General features: G+C 45.8%; 20 protein-coding genes and 1 tRNA gene. 11 read left to right on the top strand and 10 right to left on the bottom strand.

All coding sequences use genetic code 11. From position 1 onward, the window contains the following. Position 1: 1 nt before the first annotated feature. A complete protein-coding gene (locus J7545_RS07385; protein ID WP_318699113.1) occupies positions 2-721 on the bottom strand; it encodes a class I SAM-dependent methyltransferase in 720 nt (239 codons plus the stop codon). Positions 722-962: 241 nt separating this feature from the next. On the opposite strand from J7545_RS07385, the gene J7545_RS07380 reads away from it, so the two are divergent. The 4 genes from J7545_RS07380 to J7545_RS07365 all read left to right on the top strand — a co-directional run bounded on the left by J7545_RS07380 (position 963) and on the right by J7545_RS07365 (position 4,455). Further along, entirely contained in the window at positions 963-1,178 is a 216-nt protein-coding gene (locus J7545_RS07380; protein ID WP_318699114.1) for a GNAT family N-acetyltransferase, read from the top strand. Positions 1,179-1,198: 20 nt separating this feature from the next. Continuing rightward, positions 1,199-2,566: a hypothetical protein gene (locus tag J7545_RS07375; RefSeq protein ID WP_318719363.1), complete on the top strand. Its 1,368-nt coding sequence runs from the start codon at positions 1,199-1,201 to the stop codon at positions 2,564-2,566. Between the two features lie 99 nt (positions 2,567-2,665). Next, on the top strand, positions 2,666-3,244 hold the full coding sequence (locus tag J7545_RS07370) for a gamma-glutamylcyclotransferase (protein WP_318699116.1): 579 nt from the start codon (positions 2,666-2,668) through the stop codon (positions 3,242-3,244). A 173-nt stretch (positions 3,245-3,417) separates the two neighbouring features. Beyond that, positions 3,418-4,455, top strand: a complete 1,038-nt coding sequence (locus J7545_RS07365; protein WP_318699117.1) for an aldo/keto reductase — start codon at positions 3,418-3,420, stop codon at positions 4,453-4,455. 70 nt (positions 4,456-4,525) lie between these two features. Here the strand turns inward: J7545_RS07365 and J7545_RS07360 are convergent, their stop codons facing one another. Continuing rightward, a complete protein-coding gene (locus J7545_RS07360) occupies positions 4,526-5,566 on the bottom strand; it encodes a hypothetical protein (RefSeq protein ID WP_318699118.1) in 1,041 nt (346 codons plus the stop codon). 247 nt (positions 5,567-5,813) lie between these two features. Here J7545_RS07360 and J7545_RS07355 point away from each other — a divergent pair, with 247 nt between their 5' ends. Then, a complete protein-coding gene (locus J7545_RS07355) occupies positions 5,814-6,494 on the top strand; it encodes a GvpL/GvpF family gas vesicle protein (RefSeq protein ID WP_318699119.1) in 681 nt (226 codons plus the stop codon). A gap of 150 nt (positions 6,495-6,644) precedes the next feature. Here J7545_RS07355 and J7545_RS07350 read toward each other — a convergent pair. From J7545_RS07350 to J7545_RS07335, 4 genes are all read right to left on the bottom strand, one after another. Further along, positions 6,645-6,717 (bottom strand) — tRNA-Ala (locus J7545_RS07350). Positions 6,718-6,734: 17 nt separating this feature from the next. Then, positions 6,735-7,460: an HAD family phosphatase gene (locus J7545_RS07345; RefSeq protein WP_318699120.1), complete on the bottom strand. Its 726-nt coding sequence runs from the start codon at positions 7,458-7,460 to the stop codon at positions 6,735-6,737. A 6-nt stretch (positions 7,461-7,466) separates the two neighbouring features. Next, positions 7,467-8,327, bottom strand: coding sequence for a class I SAM-dependent methyltransferase (locus J7545_RS07340; protein ID WP_318699121.1), 861 nt, complete (start codon positions 8,325-8,327; stop codon positions 7,467-7,469). Positions 8,328-8,501: 174 nt separating this feature from the next. Then, positions 8,502-8,786 (bottom strand): YggT family protein, encoded by a 285-nt coding sequence (locus tag J7545_RS07335; protein ID WP_318699122.1) that lies wholly within the window; start codon positions 8,784-8,786, stop codon positions 8,502-8,504. A 137-nt stretch (positions 8,787-8,923) separates the two neighbouring features. Between J7545_RS07335 and psbX the strand changes: the two genes are divergently transcribed. From psbX to J7545_RS07315, 4 genes are all read left to right on the top strand, one after another. Beyond that, positions 8,924-9,043, top strand: coding sequence for a photosystem II reaction center X protein (psbX, locus tag J7545_RS07330; RefSeq protein ID WP_283764344.1), 120 nt, complete (start codon positions 8,924-8,926; stop codon positions 9,041-9,043). 121 nt (positions 9,044-9,164) lie between these two features. Further along, positions 9,165-10,016 (top strand): Ycf66 family protein, encoded by an 852-nt coding sequence (locus J7545_RS07325; protein WP_318719362.1) that lies wholly within the window; start codon positions 9,165-9,167, stop codon positions 10,014-10,016. 14 nt (positions 10,017-10,030) lie between these two features. Further along, a complete protein-coding gene (locus tag J7545_RS07320) occupies positions 10,031-10,564 on the top strand; it encodes a biopolymer transporter Tol (protein WP_318719361.1) in 534 nt (177 codons plus the stop codon). 36 nt (positions 10,565-10,600) lie between these two features. Next, complete coding sequence (locus J7545_RS07315) at positions 10,601-11,131, top strand: Tol biopolymer transporter periplasmic protein (RefSeq protein WP_318699125.1); 531 nt, start codon at positions 10,601-10,603, stop codon at positions 11,129-11,131. Between the two features lie 53 nt (positions 11,132-11,184). Here J7545_RS07315 and J7545_RS07310 read toward each other — a convergent pair whose 3' ends face one another. Beyond that, positions 11,185-11,412 (bottom strand): hypothetical protein, encoded by a 228-nt coding sequence (locus J7545_RS07310; protein ID WP_318719360.1) that lies wholly within the window; start codon positions 11,410-11,412, stop codon positions 11,185-11,187. A gap of 155 nt (positions 11,413-11,567) precedes the next feature. Continuing rightward, on the bottom strand, positions 11,568-12,569 hold the full coding sequence (locus J7545_RS07305; protein WP_318719359.1) for a succinate dehydrogenase/fumarate reductase iron-sulfur subunit: 1,002 nt from the start codon (positions 12,567-12,569) through the stop codon (positions 11,568-11,570). Between the two features lie 443 nt (positions 12,570-13,012). Here J7545_RS07305 and J7545_RS07300 point away from each other — a divergent pair, with 443 nt between their 5' ends. Both J7545_RS07300 and J7545_RS07295 read left to right on the top strand, forming a co-directional pair. After that, a complete protein-coding gene (locus tag J7545_RS07300) occupies positions 13,013-13,426 on the top strand; it encodes an AbrB family transcriptional regulator (RefSeq protein ID WP_318699128.1) in 414 nt (137 codons plus the stop codon). 187 nt (positions 13,427-13,613) lie between these two features. After that, positions 13,614-14,468, top strand: a complete 855-nt coding sequence (locus J7545_RS07295) for a CPBP family intramembrane glutamic endopeptidase (RefSeq protein WP_318699129.1) — start codon at positions 13,614-13,616, stop codon at positions 14,466-14,468. Here the strand turns inward: J7545_RS07295 and cbiE are convergent. Both cbiE and J7545_RS07285 read right to left on the bottom strand, forming a co-directional pair. After that, on the bottom strand, positions 14,445-15,704 hold the full coding sequence (gene cbiE, locus J7545_RS07290; protein ID WP_318699130.1) for a precorrin-6y C5,15-methyltransferase (decarboxylating) subunit CbiE: 1,260 nt from the start codon (positions 15,702-15,704) through the stop codon (positions 14,445-14,447). The genes J7545_RS07295 and cbiE overlap by 24 nt on opposite strands. 8 nt (positions 15,705-15,712) lie before the next feature. After that, a complete protein-coding gene (locus J7545_RS07285) occupies positions 15,713-16,312 on the bottom strand; it encodes a cobalt-precorrin-8X methylmutase (RefSeq protein WP_318699131.1) in 600 nt (199 codons plus the stop codon). Positions 16,313-16,538: the final 226 nt, after the last annotated feature.

The following is a 16,538-nucleotide window of genomic DNA, read 5'->3' as shown; positions in this document are numbered from 1 at the left end:
CTTATTTTTTGCATATCCAAATCACAGTACTATTAAATAGATTACCGAAAACAGGAAAGGGGGAAAACATTTTCTTTTCGATGGTAAGTCTATTTTTAAGTAAGGATTCTAAGTCCCGATAATCAAAACCTTTGTGGGCGCGATAGGAGGATTTTTGGGCATGGGATGAGGGGAAGCTTTTGCAATCCCAAAGAATAGCAGCCGAAAAGAGTTCCTGGGGCGTGTATCGCTCATACCCATACCCACCTTTTCGGTTCGCCAGATAGCGCCCCGTTTGTTTAACGAATAGGGAAGGACCAACTTCAATAGGAACGGAAATTACGATTTTGGCGTTGGGTTTACACAGGGGTAAAATGGTGTTGAGAATAGCCGAAGGATCGGGGACATGCTCTAAGGTTTCAGTGCAGAAAACCAGATCCAGACTTTGAGGAAGAATGAGGGTATTGGTTTCTGAGGGTAACCCTAATTTGAATCCAGGAATATCCCTTAAAGTTTCTTGAGAAGCGGCGATCATATCGGCAGAAATATCAATGCCAAAACCTGATTGAATAAATCCTTGCTCATAGGCCGATCGCAGTAACCATCCATCACCACAGCCGTAATCTAGGGCACAGGGGTACTTTTGATTTCCCAAAGCATTAAGAACAGCTTGAAAACGGGATTTATGGGCAACACGAGTGAGGGTATTTCCTTTTTCTAGAAGGCGTTCTGAATAGGACATAAACTAAGGTGAGTTGGGTTAGAGGAACTGGAGTGGGAGTGAGTTTTAAGTTTAAGTTAGTTTATCATAAGAGATACCATCAATCTGGTATCAAGTGATTCGCAAACCAATAGCAGCATGAGACAAATTTACGGGCACTCAAGGTTAGTCTACATTAGAGTTAGGCGTTATTCCTGATTTTCTGGATAACCCATTGGGGTCAGTAGTAAGGTTTCGTTTCATAAGGACATATGATGAACCGATGTTTAGAGTCCGATCGCCTCCAACGGTAGAAGCAGCTAAAATCATCGTTAACTATAGCTTTAATATCCTCAATCTGGCTACTCTCTATGCCGCGATCCATCCCGAAAACCATCGTTCTGTTAGCGTGATCCAACGGTTAGGAATGACCAATTTAGGATTATGCGATCGCTACTACAACTGCCAACTCCTGCTCTTTGCACTTCAGAAACCCTAAGCCTAACCTATTCCAGCACCATGTCTGAATCCATCACCGATCGCATCCAACCTCCTCTAGAACATATTCCCCCCCAATTCAACCCCCTCATCCTCAAAGGAGTACAACTCATTCTGCCCTTGTGGTTACGCACCCAATGTAAAATCAGCCAAATTAACACCCACAACACCGTTACCTTAGCCCAGCTCTATCATCAATTTCAGCACCAGCAGATCCGTCTCATCCTAGCCTTTCGCCATCCCAGTACCTATGACCCCTATTCCATGGCCCATTTACTCTGGAAAGCCTTACCCCAAGCCGCCAAACAGCATAAAATCCCCCTAAAATACCCCGTTCATACTCACTTTATGTACGATCGCGGCATTCCCATTTGGGCCGGCAAATTCGTCAGTACCCTCTTTTCCCAACTTGGAGGGACATCCATCCAGCGTGGAAAACTCGACCGCGAAGGCTTAAAATGTGCCCGCTCCTTACTCTTCGATGGTCGTTTTCCCCTCACCTTAGCTCCAGAAGGAGGAATTAACGACCATAGCGAACTCATCAGCCCCCTAGAACCGGGCGTTGCCCAACTCGGATTTTGGTGTGTGGAAGATTTACAAAAAGCCAATCGTTCCGAAAAAGTAGCCATTCTTCCCATTGGCATTCGCTACTCCTTCGCCCAACCGCCATGGGAACAACTGGATCGGCTTTTAAGTGAACTCGAACAAGATTTAGGCTTACCCCCCTTTACCAACAATTCCTCAGATGATGTCACCCAATCCCGTTATCCTAGACTGCTGAGAGTCGGTCAAAGTTTACTCTCCTTAATGGAATCCTTTTACAGCCAATTTTATGATGTCAAATTTGAAGAATTACCAGACTTAGAAGATCCCAATCACAACCTTTCGCAACGCCTAAACAGGCTCCTCGAAAATGCCCTTCAGGTCTCCGAAAGTTACTTTAAAATACAACCAAAAGGGTCATTTATCGATCGGTGTCGGCGGTTAGAACAAGCAGGTTGGGAGCGCATTTATCGCTCAGACATCGACAGTTTATCACCCGTAGAATTTGGGTTAGGTAATTGGGTTGCAGAAGAAGCCAGTTTACGCATGGGTCATATGCGAATGGTGGAGCGCGTTTGTGCGGTGACCGGCAAATATGTGCGAGAAAAACCGACAGCTGAACGATTGGCAGAAACGTTATTAATTTTGTGGAAAGTGATTACCTGGATTAAAACAGGAAAAGTTGAGGGTCACCCCAATTTAGGGAAGTTAGAAACAACCTTAACCGTGGGGGAACCCCTATGGGTTAATGATCGATGGACAGAGTACAGAAACAGCCGCCGCCAAGCCGTTTCCGGCTTAACGCAGGAGCTGCAAGTTGCCTTAGATCAATTAATAATTTCCTAATGTGAATTCGTACCTCAAGATACTTTATGGTATTGCTCTATATAATCTCCTTTGCTATACTCCCTAGCAACATTTAGGTTATATAAACTGTAAACAACAATGACTGTTCAAGGCAAACATTTTAGATTTTCAGCAGGTGATAAACTCCATTTAGTCCATTCAATCCTATCCCAGAACTCAGAGGTGCAGTATTTTGACTACTTTGCCTACGGGTCATGCATGTGTCCTGTAGATCTTCAGCGCACCCTGGGAGAGGCAACCTATCCCTATGTTATTGGTCAAGCTACGTTGCGCGGATATCGACTTGGGTTTTATCGTCGTTCCTTAAAACGCAATTGTGGCGCTCTCGATGTGGTTCCGGATACGGACAAATCAGTGGAAGGGGTACTTTATCGATTGCCTTTGCGCTTCAGTGAGTTACTCGATATTCGCGAAGAAATTCCCCGCAATGGATATCGCCATGAGACAGTAGAAGTTTATTGTCAAGATAAGCTTTATAAAAATGTGCGTACCTATGTGGTGGTAGATAAATTGCCGAAAGAATTAGCGCCAAATGATTGGTATTTTAATGTAGTAATGCGCGGTGCAATCACTTGCGGTTTGCCGGAACAGTATTGTTGGGATTTATTTAACCATATGCATCGCCTGCAAGAAAGTCAATTGCGGCGATCGGCATAAAGAAATGGGGATGGGGAGACACGGGGATTGAGATGATTGTAAGGACGAAAAATTGTTCGCCCCTAGAGAATCATGCCCAACATATTTCCTCTTTAGCCTTCTTCTCACCCCTTGAGTCCTATTACCTGTACTTGTCTGGTGGTAAACTTTATTAGTCAATCGGGATTAAATAAATGAAGTATCATCCATTAGGTCATAGCAATTTATCTGTATCTGAATTGTGCTTGGGAACGATGACCTTTGCGAGTCAAACTACCATACAGGAAGCTCATCAGCAATTAAATTATGCTGTTTCTCAAGGAATTAATTTTATTGATACGGCTGAACTCTATCCACTGCCGGGTAATGCTGAAACTCAGGGGAACAGTGAGAGTGCGATTGGTCAGTGGTTAGTTAACCAACCTAGAGATCAATTAATTATTGCTTCTAAAGTAGCAGGAGCTGGCCCGCGATTTCCCTGGATTCGTGGCAAAAATCGCCGGGTTGATCGTACTAATATTGAACAAGCTATTAATGAAAGTCTCCGCCGCTTACAAACAGATTATATTGATTTATACTATATTCATTGGCCCGATCGCTATGTCCCAGTATTTGGGGAAATCCATTATAACCCTTCCCATGAAAGAGAAACAGTTCCGATTGCGGAACAGCTAGAAGTATTCAGCGATTTAGTGAAAGCTGGTAAAATTCGTTACGTTGGATTATCCAATGAAACTCCTTGGGGAGTCTGTGAATTTTGTCGTGTTGCCAAAGAATTGAAGTTGCCGAAAGTTGTTGCTATTCAAAATGCCTATAATTTAACTAATCGTATTTTTGAAATATATTTATCGGAAAGTTGTCGCTTTCATAAACTGGGATTATTAGCGTATAGCCCGTTGGCTTTTGGTCATCTGACTGGAAAATATATGCAGACAATTCCCCAAAAATCAAGATTAAAATTATTTCCTGGATTTGATCAAAGATATCAGAAGCCAAATTTTGAAAAAGCTGTATCTGCTTACGTTAAGATCGCTCAAAAGTTTGCCTTAACTCCCTTGCAAATGGCTCTAGCATTTGTTCGTTCGCGTTGGTTTGTAACCAGTACCATTATTGGATGTTCTAGCCTGGAGCAATTGCAAGAAAATATTAATACCATCGAAATTCAAATATCTCAAGAAATTATTGCAGAAATTAATGCAGTTCATTCTATTTATCCTAATCCCACCCCTTAAAGTCTATTTAGTTTATGTAGGGTGATTTCCCTTCTCCCACCGGAAGAAGGGGATGACAAAAGAGGGATATTTATTTCAGTTCAAAACTGGTTCCGCGATAACATCCTTGAAAAGAGGTCAGGGGAATTTGAGTCTGGTTTTGTAATTGAGCGACTAAGGATTGACTATTGGCAGTGGCGGAAGCTTCACCCCAATTGTAGTGAATCATGCCCAACATATTTCCAGTTTGGTGATAACTGTATTCTTCGATGGGAATGCCTTCTGCACCGACGATCGCCTGATCGTAATAGCCATTAATGATAATTTTCTCGATTTTCACCCCAGGAGCAGTGCTGAGATGCCATTGTACGGGTTCATAAGCAGAGAGGGCTAGGGTGATGGGCCGATCGCGTCTTTCAACCTGGATATCTACTTGTCCGGTAGGATGATAACCTCCACTATGATCCCAATGAGCTTCATAGATACTAATTAAGTGTAATTCGCGATCGCCAACTTCATGGGCTACATAGCCCGAAAAATCGCCGGTTCCTCCAATACCACAGCTATAACCTGGAGCAAAGGTGGTGCGGGTAACCGTTTGGCTCAGTTGTTCTTGCAGTCTGGGTTTAAGCCACATCCAAGCGGCAAATCCAAGTCCAGCGATCAGTACTATTCCCACACCCACAGGAAGAACAGTTTTTAGTAAGCGTCCTGCGTCTGATTGACTCCACTGATTGAACGTTTGTTTGACCGTGTCTGCGGTATCTTGAATGGAGTTAGTATTGCCATCAAGCTGGGCGAGTAGGCGTAAGCTTTCTGGGTTATCGAGTAAGCTTTGAATCGCTTGACCTTCACCTACATAAAACTGGCGGGAGGTGCGGTCAAGCAGCAGCCAATTTTCTTCTTGTTCAAGATGGTAAGGTTCAACGATGGGATCTACTTCGGGATGTTGGAGAAAGACTTGCCAGGCGATCGCCTGACCCGCTCCCACAGCATCTCCATCGGTATACATCAATTGCCCAATATCACTATCCCAGTGCCAGGCAACCCAACGGCGATCGCCTGTATAACCGAGAGATTTTTCTAACTGAGCATGGGCGGTAAGATTAATCCGTTCAACTAATTTAGACATAATAATATCATTGTGGGTTAAGCAATCCCTTCGCCCTTGTCCCGTAGGTTGGGTTTGACTGGGCTTAATAATTGGCGAAGGTCTTGCTAAGGACTTTGCTCTGTTCTACGGTAACCTGTCTTTTTTTCCGGGCCAAGTGTGGGGGAATTAAAAATTAAACCCTGTTACCGGTTGGTGCAATTAGACGATGTATCGTTAGTGAGGTTCCTAGCAAGGGTATGATCGCGGGGATGGATTATGGGCAATCATGTATACTTACGCTTTAATTAAAACGCCAGAAACACCTCTAGAACTGCCTCCGGGATTAGTTGGAGATTTAGAGGTCGTTACGACTGGGACGTTAGCCGCGATTACTGAGCCACAACTATCGCCGACTAAAATGGAAGCGCTGGTGCAAGACGATCAACTGCTAGAACAAGCTTATATTCATTATGGAGTTGTGGTCTGTGATTTATTTGCCAAAACCACAATTTTACCTCTCAAGTTTTACCATTGTTTTCGCGATCGCCTTGCCCTAGAAGAGCATCTTACTACCCATCAAGACCAGTATCTAAACACCCTCAATACCTTAGACGGGAAAGGGGAATATATCTTAAAGGCATTTCCCAAGCCCCTAGAGCTTCCTCCTTTAGACAAGGAACAAAAGGGAAAAGCCTATTTTCTGGCCAAGAAACAACGATATCAGCAGCAGCAAGAGTATCAGAACCAGCAAAATTCACAATGGCAAACGCTCACAGAACAAGTGCTGGCATTATATCCAGAGGCTGTTATTCCCGAACCCCAAGAGGATAAATGGCAACTGTTTTGGTTAGCACAAAAAGATCGGCGATCGCTCTTAGAAGAACACCTCTTCACCTGGCAAGAACTTTGCCCAGATTGGGATTTGAACCTCAGCGATCCCATTCCTCCCTACGATTTTTTGGAGTGATACAGCGCTTGGCGCTGGGGAATAGGGAATAGGGAATAGGGAATAGGGAGGGACTCTACTTCCTTTCGCTGCTATATAGGCTGGTAATGGGTAATAGGTAATAGAGTGATCCTATCCCTCTTGCCTAGAGCGCAGCACTATATTGCCTAATGGAGAATAGGGAACTCGAATCCCTGACCTCTGCGGTGCGATCGCAGCGCTCTACCAACTGAGCTAATTCCCCAGATAGCCTCTAGTTTATCATTCTGTATTGGGGAAGGGAAGGGCAGACGGCTCAAAATAGGCTTTTACGCGGTCTAGCTCTAGCTCATGGAGGTAGTCTACTGTCCAATTGGCTTGCCGTTGAATCATGTGGAAAGGATAGGTATTAGCGACTCCAACAACTTGCATTCCGGCACTTTTGGCAGCTAAGATGCCTGCCGGAGTATCTTCAATCACCAGACAGCATTGAGGAGAGAGTTGTAGGGTGGGATCGAGTTGATTAAAGCGCTCTACCGCACGTAAATAGCCTTCAGGATGGGGTTTGCTCTGTTGCACTTCATCCCCAGCAACAATAACCTCAAAATACGAGAATAGGTTAGCTTGTTTAAGAATCCACTCGACTTCTGAACGTAATGCTCCCGTGACTAATCCTAAGCGTAACCGAGCCACCCGTACCTTATATATAAGATCTTCGACTCCCGGATAAATCGGGAGTTTGTTGAGCGCTTCAAGTTTTTGCTGGTATCTTTGGGCTTTCTGAGCAATCAGGGGAGCAAGCGATCGCTCATTGACGGCTCGTCCCCTGCGTTGGAGTAACTCCAACAAACCCGCGAGATCGGTTCGTCCTAGACAGCATTCATTGTAATCACTGGGATTCGGAGGCAGATTTTGTGAGAGGAGAATCTCATTAATCAGTTCCTGGTGGATGGGTTCATCGTTAATGATGACCCCATTAAAATCAAAGAGGACAGCCTGAAGACTCATTTTGTCTTAAAATGCCGGTGACAATACACTGCTTAAATTATGCTCCACTTGGACAGAATTCTCCAGTTTCTGTGGTAAAGGTTTCATCGCTTTAGTTACCTGATTGACCCAGAAAATCGGCTCTGCACTCACCTTTTCAAAGCGTGCTTGTTGCATCCATTGTTCGAGATCGCCAGCAGCAAAGGCTTTCATATACGGCTCTTCAAAGATATTAGTAATCCATTCAGCTTGTCTGAGACTGGTTTGACTGCCGTCTAGGATGATACATTGCCCTCCTGGAGTGAGCAGGCGAAAGGCTTCTTGTAAAATGGCTTTGGTAATGGCGGGAGGAGTTTCGTGGAAGAGGAGTGTGGCAGTTACCAAGTCAAAATGTTCACCTTCCCAGGGAGTTTGTTCTGCCAGTCCATGATGCCAGAGAATATCTAGATTGGCTTCCTTGGCTTTGTGTTCTGCCATGACTAGCATATAGGGAGAAAGGTCTAACCCAATAACCTCAGCTTGGGGATATTCTTGTTTGAGTAGCAGAGTAGACGATCCAGTCCCACAGCCAAGATCCAGGATGTGACGAGGATAACCACCGATCGCATCGATTAACTGTTCTCTCACCCAATGTTCTTGGGGAAAGACTGCATATTGAGTAATGGGATCGTAGGTAATGGCGGCATCAATACTTAAATAGCCATTTTCAATTCCGTGGAAATTCTGGCTACTGTAATAGTTGGGATAGCTGAGGTTGGGGTTCGAGAGGCGATCGCTTTCTTCTTCCCAGTTGATTTGATTACGGAGCTTTATCAAGGCATCTTTATCCAAAAAGAGCATGATAATGGGTTTGAGGTATTGTTCCCAAAGGGTTGTTGGTGCAGTCATATATTTAGGGCATAGAGAATAAGGGAATATTCTAACTATGCCATATAATAAATTTCACGGTAGTGCGTTAGGAGTAAAATTCCCAGAGCGCTACAGTGCCACAACGAAGGAAATATAATGCCCGATTTTAGAGGGGTCGCGAGACAACAGGGTCAAGCCTAATACCAGTCGTAATTAAAGCATCATTTTTAACAATCCCTGTTGACCAATAAGCAATTCTCGGATCAGAGAGCAGATGCCTACCCAAATAATAGGGGTAATATCGACACCCCCTAGGGGAGGGACAACTTGGCGTAAGGGACTTAAAAAGGGTTCGGTGGGCCAAGCAACAATATTAAAGGGAAAACTGTTGAGATTGATTTGAGGATACCAGGTGAGGACAATCCGGAAAATAAACAAAAAGGTCATGATTGCCAGGGTGATTCCTAAAATTAAACCGATCAGGCTCAGGGGGGTCATCTGATTTTCTTATATCCCTTATCATGCTACGTCTCATTAATTGTACAGCAACTGCCTAGCGCGAAGCGCTATACAACGCTAGACTCTGTTAGAATTAAACCAAAAGTAAATCTTTTAGTAATCTTGCGTGAGGATCTATGACTCCTTCTTTAGCCAATTTTTTGTGGAGCCTAGTCTGGGGTGGCGTAATTGTCGTCATTCCGGCAACCGTTGCTTTAATCTTTATTAGCCAACGGGACAAAATCCAGCGCTCTTAAGAGATTAGAGCCGATTTTAAACCGCAGATCCTTAGAGTTGGTGACATAACTGAGTCTCAAGGGTTTGCGGTAAAATTTTAAAAATGCAGGATTACGGTCAGTTTCGTGGAGTAGGCAAGTCATGGTCAATATTGGACTCAACCCAGGGGCAATGTTGGGCGTTGTCCTGTTTGGGGCCGGCGCTGGGTTGTATTTTCTTCGGTCTGTTCGCCCAGAACTGGCACGGGATCATGATATTTTTTTCATGGCAGTGGCAGTTCTCAGTGGTGGGATTCTGTTTTTTCAAGGATGGCGACTCGATCCCATTTTAACGTTTGGTCAGTTTCTGTTGACCGGATCGGCGATTTTTTTTGCGGTGGAAAGTATTCGCTTAAGAGGCTTGGCGACTTCGCGGGCGAAGCAAAATACGCCGATTGTGGATGAGGATCGACCGGTGAGCCGGGCTTATACTTATGATGGATATGAGGGTTACGATCCTCGGTTGGATCGGTTGGAACCGGATGAAGATCCGCGTCCTCAGCGGATGATTGGTACAAAGGAAGACCGCTATAGTCAAGGAGATCGCTATGAGGAGGACTATCCTCGACGCTCTTCTTCAAGTCGTCGGCGGAGCAGCTCCCGACCTCCAGCAGCATCTTCTAGCTCAGGACGTAGACCCTCTCGCCGTCCTTCGGGAACAACGAGCAGAGGTTCTGAGGATTGGGAAACGTCAAGTTATCGGTCAGTTGGGTATGAAGACCCCTATGGCCCCATGGATATGGATGATGAGCGCTCCTATGGTCGTCCTCCAGAGTCGCGAGAGTCCCGTCCCCCGTCTGAACCCCGTCGCCCTCGGCCTCCAGAGAGCGATAATGCCACCTATCGCGATCGCCGGCCACCAGAACCACCAAGGGAAGATTATGTGGATTTTGAGCCGCTGGATGACTTGAAAAGCGATCGCCCCAACGATGAACCGGGGAATTTTGATTATTAGGGAGTGAACCAACCATGGCTGGTGGCTCTCGGTTAAGCCAGGTTATTCTACTCAGTATGGGAGTCTGGGCCGTTCTTCTGGGGGGATGCAACCAGGTAGAGGTTCCCCTCGGCCCCCAGGCGATTAATAGTCGCTATCGGGAGGAACAACCAGCGGTGAGTGGCAGCGGTCAATATGTGGCGTTTGTCTCCAATCGCGATCGCCGTCAGCAAATTTATCTGTATCATCTGAGCCAACGTCAATTTATCCAACTCCCCCGTCTGAATCAACCCAACGCCATCATTGAATCTCCCAGTATTAGCTACAATGCCCGCTACATTGTCTACCTCAGTAGTATTCGCGGCAAACCAGAAATCATTCTTTACGATCGAGTGACGAAAAGACAAGAAGCGCTCACCTTGGCTTATCCAGGTTGGGTACGCAATCCCAGCATTAGCCCAGATGGCCGTTATGTGGTTTTTGAAACTGATCGTCGGGGGCAATGGGATATTGAAACGATCGATCGCGGCCCAAATATTGAATTAGATATTCCGGATGGCCCAGTATAGTGCTACGCCCTAGTAATAGGTAATAGGTAATGGGGAATGGATAATCGATCCAAGTGTCAGAAAAGAGCTACTATTCTTTGGCTTTCTATGCTAGTGGTTCTTGGTAACTTGATGGGGTGTAGCTATCCTCAAGTGCTGGCAGAACCCTACGATCCCAATGGGAAAAGTCTCAATAGTGCCTATAGTGAATCTGACCCCCATGTAGCCGGTCGTTATCTGGTGTTTGCTTCCGATCGCAGCTTCAGTCAAGATATTTATCTGTATGATTTAGTGGAACGCCGTTTAATCGATTTGCCCGGTCTCAATTCCTTAGATATGATTGCCTCCCATCCCGATGTCTCCGTAGATGGTCGCTATATCGCCTTTGCCGGTAACCGTCAGGGGGAAACTGATATTTATCTGTATGACCGATCTCTGCGGCAATTACGTAATCTCACTCGTAGTTTAAATACTCAAGTACAGCATCCAATGTTAAATGCTGATGGTTCTCGAATCGTCTTTGAAGCCAATGCTAAGGGGCAATGGGATATTTTTGTCTATAACCGTTTGGGAGAACGGATAGAGTAGGGAATAGGCAAGGGAATGGGGAGTTTACCGCGCCTCCCCGTCCCCCTATTCCTTTACTGCCAGCCAATCCATTCAAAGAACGTTTGTTGACTGACCCATTCTAAAATGAGCAGGAGAATAATACCGATCATGGCAAATCGGCCGTTGAGTTGTTCGGCGTAGGTTGTCCAGCCAAAAGAGGTTTCGGAAGGGTTAGGCTCTGGTGTGGCAGGTTCTGGGGGTGATTCGGGGATTTCGGGGGTTAATTCTGGGGGGGATTCAGGCATTTCATCAGAAGTCATAAGTGATAAGCGCTTTGCGCTGGTAATGGGTCATAAGTATTAGTCGCAAGTTAAGGCTGTAATCTAGGAGAGGTAATAGGCAAAAGGCAATAGAAAAGGTAATTTCTCCATCCTCCCATCTCCGTGTCTCCGTGTCTCCGTGTCCTCCCTACTGCCTACTCCCCACTCCCTACTCCCTTTGAGGATTCTAAGGTTTGAACCGCTTCAATGAGCGATCGCACTTCGGACGTGCCTTCTGAAGGCTCAAACGTAAAGGGGAACTTGCCCCGTGCTAACAATCGTAAGCCAACGGGTGTAAGGCTCAACAGGCCTTTAAGATCTCGAAAGGCATTACCGACTACTTTAAGTGCAAATTGCCGCTCATCGACCCAACCGCCTTCTTTAACCATATCCACAAGAACCTTACGATGGCGGATCGGGCGGCTAGATTCGGCTGTCTGGCGATCGAGAATTTCTCCTTTAATTTTACTAATTTGCTCTAAAGGATTGACCTCCATGGGACAAACCGTATCACAATAGAGGCAGCGGGTGCAGGCCCAAACGCCATCAGTCGCATCATTATATCGATCTAATCGCTCTGAGGTTTGACTATCACGGGTATCGGCAACCATACGATAGGCTTTAGCTAGGGCATGGGGGCCAACAAAATCCGGATTGACTTCCACCGCATTACATTCAGAATAGCAAGCGCCACAGAGAATACAGTTGCCCGTTTTATCCAGTTGCGATCGCTCTTCAGGCGCTTGCAGAAACTCCCGTTCTGGAACCGATCTTGAGGCAGTACTCACATAGGGATCGACCTTTTCTAAGTTGTCCCAGAATGATTGCATATCGACCACCAAATCCTTAATGATGGGGAAATTCCCCAACGGAGCAATGGTAATGGTGGGGGGAGAATCAGCTTGAGCAGTCGCGCTGAGTTCACCCGCCACATTTTCTTTACACGCGAGTGCCGAACGGCCATTAATTCGCATTCCACAACTGCCACAAATCGTATTTCGGCAATTTTTGCGGAAGGCAAGAGTACCATCAAATTCCCATTTAATGCGGTTGAGACAACTTAAGATAGTTTCACTCGGATCGACATCTAAGGTATAGCGCTGAACTGTTGGGGCGCTCTTTTGCTCTTGGCGAATAATCTGAAAAACAACTTCCATGACTTTAGAGGTTTGCTTGAGCAGGTCAAGGGATGACCTTATCATTCTACCGTTCTTCCTGGTATTGATTGACAGACCTTGGCGATCGACTGGTCTTGATATGGCTTGAACCCGTTTAATCCTACTCAGGTTTTCCTCAATCTTCTCATAATTGAACCGAGCTTTTTTCCTCCTTGCCCAATAGGGATAGGGAGGATAATCCGAAAGGGTTCAAGAAAGAGTAAACGGCTTCTTTCCCAAAACGATGAAAAAAATAAAAAAAAAATTCAAAAATTCACTATAATTGTGTAATATACTTGTTAAGTCTGTCAGAAAAAACCTGACCCAGACCAATCCAAGAGTGAGGCGAACCAACTCTGAAGCAAGTTTCTTCAGGGTCGTACAGTTATAGCTCTGAAATTGGGTCTGTTTTGTTCAAGTCCACCGAAAAATAAGGTATCCAAATGAGCGAAAAGGATTTACCACTTCCAGAAGCACCCTATACAGGGAAAGCGTTGCTTCAAAAAGTCAGCGAACTCTCCCACCTATCCCGTAGAGAAAGGGCCAAATATTGTGGGTACTATAACTCTGCAAAAAAAGGGGATGATATCCGGGTTAATTTAGGGGCATTCTATGATGCCGTATTAGCCGCCAGAGGCATCGATCTCGATCCAGGGAAATCTAAAGATGGCCGGGGACGCGAGCCAACTTATCGTGTCAGTGTTCATAAAAATGGCCAAATTGTGATTGGTTCTACTTATACGGAAGCCATGGGGCTGAAGAAAGGGGATGAATTTGAGATTAAATTGGGCTACAAACACATTCACTTAATTCAAGTGGATGAGAATGATGATAAAAATGGCTCTGAGCCGGATTAACCCTAGCTAAAATCCAGACGAAAGAGTATAGGGCTTTGTGCTAGGTAAAAGGAAATAGGCAAAAGGCAAAAGCTTGTTTTACTCAGGGTTTGAGCCTTTGATAACGAACCTCAGTACAGGGCGTTTCATGTCCGAGACAGTCTAAATCTCTGTAAGTGTGCGAGCATCTACGTCTGGATCGGGAGTTATGTTTTCTCTATTTGTTTCTAGATGGTCATCCCATCTTCACCCCAGTTCAGGAATTCTTAAGAGTTTTGCTTTTTTTGCCCTGTGGGTAACATTGTGGTTACCGATCGCCATTCCTATTGCTCGTCATCTGAAATGGCATCCTCCCCATCCCTTAGATCCCCAACAAAAACTGTCCTTACTAATGCCCCTATACCTTTTGGTTCCCTTGTTGTTAGGGGCAATAGTTTGGATGGAGAAGCGGCCAATTTCTGACTATGGTTTGGGGCTAGATCGGTCAGTTTTCATCTCGCTAATGGCAGGTCTGGTTCTGAGTATCCTGACATTATTTATTGCCTATGGCTTGCAGGTAGCCTGGGGAAGCTTGGTATGGCAACCCGAAGCGATTGCCGCCTCTTTCCTACCCACACTCGGCTCAATTTTAGCCCTAAGTTTATGGATCGGTGTCATAGAAGAAACCGTATTTCGGGGATTTTTGCTGACCGAACTGCAAGGGGATATGGGGCTGGTATGGGCGGCTATCCTTTCGAGTTTAATCTTTGCCCTTTCCCATCTAATTTGGGATTTTAAGGGCAGTTTAATCCAAGTCCCTGGACTTGCCTTGATGGGCCTAGTTTTAGTGCTAGCCCGTTGGGTCGATGGAGGAAGTTTGGGGTTAGCTTGGGGACTTCATGGGGGTTGGATCTGGGGATTAATCAGTTTAGATACGACCCAAATTTTAAAGCCAAAATCCGATCGCCCCTGGCCCGAATGGGTAACGGGTATAAACGGACAACCGTTAAGTGGACTGGTGGGGATTTTGATTTTGGGGATAACGGGCTTAATTCTGGGATTAATGGGCCATTTTGGCAGTTGAATCAAAGGGTTCAATCGTCAGGAGGATAGCAGGATTGAGAGGAGCAAAACGGGTAAATCGGCCTACGGGAAGTGAGCGGGAGACCTGGACTTGTAGCACCCGATAGGTCAATTGGAGGCGATCGATCCAGGCGATCGCCTCTTGTAGATGCTCTAATGTAGCTAGGGCCATGACTATTTTACCCCCAGGTAACAAGGTGGCTAAACAACAGGCTAAAATTCCTTCTAAAGAATCTCCAGTACCGCCAATAAACACCCGGTGAGGGGCAGGAATTTGACGTAAAATGTCGGGTGCTTTGCCTTGAATAGAGACGATATTCGAGAGGGCAAAGCGCCGAGCATTATTTTGAATCAGTTGAATTCCAGCAGCCGTTTTTTCAATGGCATAAATTTGGGCTGTGGGGACTAAACGTCCGATTTCCACGGAGACGGAACCGGTTCCAGCACCAATATCCCAGATGACTTGCTTGGGTTGTAGACCGAGTTCTCCTAGGATGAGAAGACGGATTTCCCGCTTGGTGATTAAGCCAGGTCGATCGCCGAAACTGTAGAATTGGCGATCGGGTATGCCGAGGGCGGGTAAGGCATTTAAATCAATGGAACGATCTTGGGGTTTCTCTACCAAGATCGTAATATTCAGGGGCGCAAACGTCCGCATCAAGGCTTCTTGAGGGGATAAGTTTTGGATGCGCTCATCGCTTCCTCCTAGGTTTTCACACACCCAGAAGTCATAACAGGTGGGGCTGTCTACATTCAATAATAGATGGGCGATCGCTCCTGGACTATGGAGCGGATCGGTCAATACGGCGATGGGAGATGTCCCTTTTTGCAGCGCCTTCACCAATTCATCAAACTCTCGACCATGGATACTAAGGATTGTCGCTCCTTGCCAAGGGACTTTCACCCGACTAAAGGCGAGTTGAACCGAACTGACATGGGGATGAAAGCATAATTGCTCTGGCGGAAAATAGGTAAGCAATAGTCGTCCGAGACCAAAAAATAGGGGGTCACCAGAAACCAGGATGACGATAGTTTCTGAGCTGAGGCGTTCTTTAGCTTGGTGTAGGGTTTGGGAGATGTCGTTTAAGCTGAGGCGCTGGGCTAGGTGTTGGGGAAAATAGGCCAAGTGGCGATCGCTCCCTACTAATACTGTTGCGCGATCGACGATCTCTTGCACCACTGCCGACAGTCCAGATGCACCCTCTAAGCCAATACCCACAACATTAATCTGATTCATCTGTTTCCCTACGCCAGATGGATCAAAGCATTAATAATAGCTGCCGCCACTGGCGATCCTCCCTTACGCCCATTCACCACAATTTGGGGAACTGACAATTGTGCTAAACGGGATTTCGCTTCTACCACAGACACAAATCCCACAGGAGCGCCGATGACTAGAGCCGGTTGCACCCTACCCTGTTCGATCTCCTCACATAGGGCTAATAGAGCCGTAGGTGCGTTTCCAATTACAAAAATGCCATTTGGAAACTGACGGGCTAAATGAAGCATTCCGGTTTCTGTGCGGGTTTTTCCCGGTTCCGCTTCAGGTGCTGCTTCGACTGCGACCCAGAGAGGATTATTAAAGGTTTGAGTGACTAAACGGTGAATTCCTTTGTTCACCATCGAGACATCGGTAATAATGGGATACTGTTGGCGAAGGGCATCGATACCGGATTGAATGGCTGTGGGACTAAAGTGAAGTAAGTCTTTGAATTCAAAATCGGCAGTGGTGTGAATGACACGACGGGCGATCGCATATTCCTGAACATTTAAAGTATGGGGGCCAATCTCGCGATCGATCAAGGCAAAACTTTCCAGCGCGATCGGATGTTCAAATTTCTTCATCGTTACGTCAAAACCACCACAGTAATATCATCAAACACCTTATACTCGCCAATAAATTTCCGCTTCCGTAATCCCATCTGTATACAATATAGCAGTGAAAGGGAGAGTTAGGACATAATAGAAAGATGAAGTTAGCGATCGTGAGATGATGCCATCAGCTTATAGTATAGACCTAAGACATAAAGCCGTGGGGGCCTATGATAGAGGGGAGCGTAAGAGCCATGTG

Source organism: Roseofilum sp. SBFL (assembly GCF_017746885.1).
In the GTDB taxonomy this organism is placed as follows: Bacteria; Cyanobacteriota; Cyanobacteriia; order Cyanobacteriales; family Desertifilaceae; genus Roseofilum.
The sequence above is the reverse complement of the archived record's forward strand: the minus strand, read 5'-3'. Positions and strand labels throughout refer to the sequence as shown.

Excerpts from the sequence above, each read along its gene's own strand:
- J7545_RS07355 (WP_318699119.1), top strand. The coding sequence starts at position 5,814 with ATGTATACTTACGCTTTAATTAAAACGCCAGAAACACCTCTAGAACTG.
- J7545_RS07380 (WP_318699114.1), top strand. The coding sequence starts at position 963 with ATGTTTAGAGTCCGATCGCCTCCAACGGTAGAAGCAGCTAAAATCATC.
- J7545_RS07310 (WP_318719360.1), bottom strand. The coding sequence starts at position 11,412 with ATGACTTCTGATGAAATGCCTGAATCCCCCCCAGAATTAACCCCCGAA.
- J7545_RS07365 (WP_318699117.1), top strand. The coding sequence starts at position 3,418 with ATGAAGTATCATCCATTAGGTCATAGCAATTTATCTGTATCTGAATTG.
- J7545_RS07285 (WP_318699131.1), bottom strand. The coding sequence starts at position 16,312 with ATGAAGAAATTTGAACATCCGATCGCGCTGGAAAGTTTTGCCTTGATC.
- J7545_RS07345 (WP_318699120.1), bottom strand. The coding sequence starts at position 7,460 with ATGAGTCTTCAGGCTGTCCTCTTTGATTTTAATGGGGTCATCATTAAC.
- J7545_RS07335 (WP_318699122.1), bottom strand. The coding sequence starts at position 8,786 with ATGACCCCCCTGAGCCTGATCGGTTTAATTTTAGGAATCACCCTGGCA.
- J7545_RS07305 (WP_318719359.1), bottom strand. The coding sequence starts at position 12,569 with ATGGAAGTTGTTTTTCAGATTATTCGCCAAGAGCAAAAGAGCGCCCCA.
- J7545_RS07300 (WP_318699128.1), top strand. The coding sequence starts at position 13,013 with ATGAGCGAAAAGGATTTACCACTTCCAGAAGCACCCTATACAGGGAAA.
- J7545_RS07295 (WP_318699129.1), top strand. The coding sequence starts at position 13,614 with ATGTTTTCTCTATTTGTTTCTAGATGGTCATCCCATCTTCACCCCAGT.
- cbiE (WP_318699130.1), bottom strand. The coding sequence starts at position 15,704 with ATGAATCAGATTAATGTTGTGGGTATTGGCTTAGAGGGTGCATCTGGA.
- J7545_RS07315 (WP_318699125.1), top strand. The coding sequence starts at position 10,601 with ATGGATAATCGATCCAAGTGTCAGAAAAGAGCTACTATTCTTTGGCTT.
- J7545_RS07370 (WP_318699116.1), top strand. The coding sequence starts at position 2,666 with ATGACTGTTCAAGGCAAACATTTTAGATTTTCAGCAGGTGATAAACTC.
- J7545_RS07320 (WP_318719361.1), top strand. The coding sequence starts at position 10,031 with ATGGCTGGTGGCTCTCGGTTAAGCCAGGTTATTCTACTCAGTATGGGA.
- J7545_RS07360 (WP_318699118.1), bottom strand. The coding sequence starts at position 5,566 with ATGTCTAAATTAGTTGAACGGATTAATCTTACCGCCCATGCTCAGTTA.
- J7545_RS07385 (WP_318699113.1), bottom strand. The coding sequence starts at position 721 with ATGTCCTATTCAGAACGCCTTCTAGAAAAAGGAAATACCCTCACTCGT.
- J7545_RS07325 (WP_318719362.1), top strand. The coding sequence starts at position 9,165 with ATGGTCAATATTGGACTCAACCCAGGGGCAATGTTGGGCGTTGTCCTG.
- J7545_RS07340 (WP_318699121.1), bottom strand. The coding sequence starts at position 8,327 with ATGACTGCACCAACAACCCTTTGGGAACAATACCTCAAACCCATTATC.
- psbX (WP_283764344.1), top strand. The coding sequence starts at position 8,924 with ATGACTCCTTCTTTAGCCAATTTTTTGTGGAGCCTAGTCTGGGGTGGC.
- J7545_RS07375 (WP_318719363.1), top strand. The coding sequence starts at position 1,199 with ATGTCTGAATCCATCACCGATCGCATCCAACCTCCTCTAGAACATATT.